Below are 3,239 nucleotides of genomic sequence, written 5' to 3'. Positions count from 1 at the left end.
GGCTGTCGGGTTGGTAAAAATACACCGTCCTGCTCAGCGATAACGTCCTGCATGCCTGACGTAAGCTCATCGCAAATTGTTCTATCAGGTAACTGACGAGCTCACGCTTTATCGCTGGTTTTAAAGTTTTTTTTCGATAACGTCTTTGAGTGCCCGGCATTCCAGACTCAGATCGGCAAACATCTGTTTCAATCGTCGGTTTTCGTCTTCAAGATCTTTCATCTTTTTGATATCAGACGCTTCCATACCCCCAAACTTTGCTTTCCAGTTGTAGTACGAGGCTTCAGATATTCCCGCTTCGCGGCAAACGTCTTTGACGGTACGTCCAGCTTCAACAGACTTCAAAACGGCGATGATCTGGTGTTCGGTGAATCGGGCTTTACGCATGGCGATCTCCTCAACGGGACATAATCAGTATGTCAGAAGATCTCTAAAAGTGAATGGTTCGGTTTACCGGGATACTTACAGTTTGACCTCCATTTATAATTTGCGGATTTTTTATCCTTAATTGCGCTTTGTTTTTTTGATCAATTCTTTCATTTATATTCGTTTCATCAGATAAAATCGTTATTCCGTTGTTATATAATGCAAGCTCATTTGCATTACTATTTATTATGGTTTCTCTAATTGATGAGTTTATAGCTTTTCCATCATGTTCAAGATAACTCATCGGATTAAATTTTAAGATTGAATTTTTATACTTACTCATTAATTTGGCTATTTCTATCGTCGGTGCAAACAAAACTGTAATTTCACACTCACTGATACTAGTACTAACAGAATAACTAATTTTGCTTCCCGCATATTTATTTGAAAGATCTATAGGAATATTTATTTCAGACGCAGTAAAGTAAGTACCAGATATAACGAGGGGCAAGCTCATTATAACTCCTATTATAATCAAAAACCTCTGAATTAAATTCACTGGTTAACTTTTTTAGTTGACTCGTCGTTACTCCAGATAAATTTGCTAAAATAACAACTTTATATGAATATCTAGCAACATCATGCAACTCACTAATTTCTCGTTGCAATTGTTTTATTTTACCGTTATATGAATTACCATTTTCATCATTAACCTCACCATCAATAATCCTTTCTATATTCATAACAAGTATTTCATTTAAAGAAATTTCTTTGCATTCAAAATTAGCAGATGAAGCCCTAAACTTTGATTGAATAAAATATATTACCCTTGTATCCTTATCAAGGTAATAACCATCAACACCACCATCATAAGCTTTATCAGTAATAAACCATTCTCTTTCCATAAAGTCCAGAATACCGAAACTAACTTTAAGATAGAGATGTATAAACGCTCTTGATCTAGAGTAATTTATTTTATCAACACTACTATTTGATTTATATGTCTTAGACATTAAATTTGGTGCTTCCTCTCTTATTTTATCCAGTACATTTAAAAGAATCAAGTATTTCATAGAATATGCCGCCTCTAAATTACACTCAAGATACATAAAGTTTCCCACGCGCGCGCAATGCTATCCCTGCCTCGCCTGCCCGCTTCATGCAGCGCTTTTCATGCACTTGCATGGAGACGCTCAGACCGCGCCAGTACTGACAGTATGGGGGTATTTAAGGGGGTAATATCACATGCAATTCCATGCACTGTATGCATGCACGGTCATAAAATCGCTAGCCAGAGAAAAAATCGCACAAAAAAGCCCGCTCATGGCGGGCAAATTCCGTTGGTACTGACGACAATGAAATATGATCTGACTAATTAATTTGACTGCTTAAATTCGGGGTAATCAATATATGTTTTACGCATTCTTGGCGATAACGGTATTTCCGGCACGGGCAAATCTTTTCGATTTGACGGTTGAATAATCTCCTCCACCGCCTCGGAGGTACAAAAGGTTGCAGAGCATTCGATGTTGGTGCACTGATGATAACGCTGTTTCACGTTCTCCGATACTTTATGGCTGGATCGTGCATGTGCCGCATGGCCGCAGAACGGGCAGGACATCATTTTGCATTCTCCCGCTGCTCTTTTAACATTTGCCCTCTTTGCATTCGTTTAATAGGGCTGATTAATAACTCAGGATTAACCCCGCTAATCTCTGGAGAATATAAGCCAATCTCTTTTAATAATGGCTCCTGCTCTTTATTCACGGAGTAATTTGTCATGCCGGTTATTAGCTTTTGCAGAACTTCCTGGCTAACAATTTTATGGTCGGTAGCATTAAAATTCCCATGATCATCGACCTGCTCATCATGAGATTTTAACGACAAGGCATGCAAGCGTAGCGCCATTGCCCGGAACAGAGGTTGTATGTTGGCAAACGCTTTTTCCAGCTCGTAACCGGCATAACTGCGCAGTAATGAACGGTGTGCATCCTGATAGGCGAGACCACTGCTTGCCGCCGCCAGTTCACACTGCGCTTTATCCAACTCAAGCGCAGCGATCAGACCATCATATTCTTTTGCCAGCTCTTTATGGGAGATCTGCTGTAAATGCATGGTCTTGAGGTCGTCCGTCATCTGGCCGCCTGAATTGCGGAAACGATGCCGCCATTCATTTTCCAGTAGCTGGCTTTTTTCCTGCTCAACACGTTGCTGTTGTTGCGCCTTCTCTATCGCATTGCTCACATTCTGTAACGCGGTAGCATGCGCCTGATAATTAGCCTTAGCGGTTTCGAATTGCTTGCGTTGAGTAGTAATACGCTCATTCAAGACATCTACGGTGGTTTTGCCATGGTTACGCTCTCCGGGGTTATCGTCTGGTTGCTATTGTGCAGGCCACCACACAACCACGACCAGCAAAGCCCGTTTTGCCAGTAACCACACAACACGGCCTTAGCGCGGTGTTTTTATCTTCATCCCAACTAACTCTTTTATAAAACTGTTCACTACTATTCACTTTTGATAAAAAAGTAGATAAATCAATAAATAATAGGGTGAAGAGTTGCCAAAAAACTGTTCATCGACTATTCACCACTGTTCACCCTGATTTTTTGAAGCCTTTCTTCTGGCTAGCTTTTTTTAGATTCTTTACGAATAAAATTTAAGGTAAATAAACGAAATAGTTATGAAAAATGCACCTCATTGCACTTGCTTGCATCAGGGTGCAACACGTTGTAATTGGAGACTCATTTTGACCAATTTGTAACGCTGATGGCACAACTCCTCCTTGTTGCAACCCCTGTAAATATTCGGGTCTTCCCCTATCATGGTGGCACACACCCTCAATCAAGTATAATTATCTATACTTGTACCTT

The 3,239-nt window shown here is 40.3% G+C and carries 4 protein-coding genes and 1 pseudogene; all 5 read right to left on the bottom strand.

Annotated elements, in window-relative coordinates:
- Positions 1-387 (bottom strand): annotated as a pseudogene (locus CS369_RS14655) (transposase); the annotation flags it as partial.
- A 43-nt stretch (positions 388-430) separates the two neighbouring features.
- Positions 431-883 (bottom strand): AIPR family protein, encoded by a 453-nt coding sequence (locus tag CS369_RS14650; protein WP_196907700.1) that lies wholly within the window; start codon positions 881-883, stop codon positions 431-433.
- On the bottom strand, positions 837-1,439 hold the full coding sequence (locus CS369_RS14645; RefSeq protein WP_196907699.1) for a hypothetical protein: 603 nt from the start codon (positions 1,437-1,439) through the stop codon (positions 837-839). Before CS369_RS14645 ends, CS369_RS14650 begins: the two co-directional genes overlap by 47 nt.
- 302 nt (positions 1,440-1,741) lie before the next feature.
- Complete coding sequence (locus CS369_RS14640; protein WP_196907698.1) at positions 1,742-1,990, bottom strand: ogr/Delta-like zinc finger family protein; 249 nt, start codon at positions 1,988-1,990, stop codon at positions 1,742-1,744.
- Positions 1,987-2,694, bottom strand: coding sequence for a hypothetical protein (locus CS369_RS14635; protein WP_196907697.1), 708 nt, complete (start codon positions 2,692-2,694; stop codon positions 1,987-1,989). Before CS369_RS14635 ends, CS369_RS14640 begins: the two co-directional genes overlap by 4 nt.
- Between the last annotated feature and the right edge of the window lie 545 nt (positions 2,695-3,239).

The organism is Candidatus Symbiopectobacterium sp. 'North America' (assembly GCF_015762685.1).
In the GTDB taxonomy this organism is placed as follows: Bacteria; Pseudomonadota; Gammaproteobacteria; order Enterobacterales; family Enterobacteriaceae; genus Symbiopectobacterium.
The sequence above is the reverse complement of the archived record's forward strand: the minus strand, read 5'-3'. Positions and strand labels throughout refer to the sequence as shown.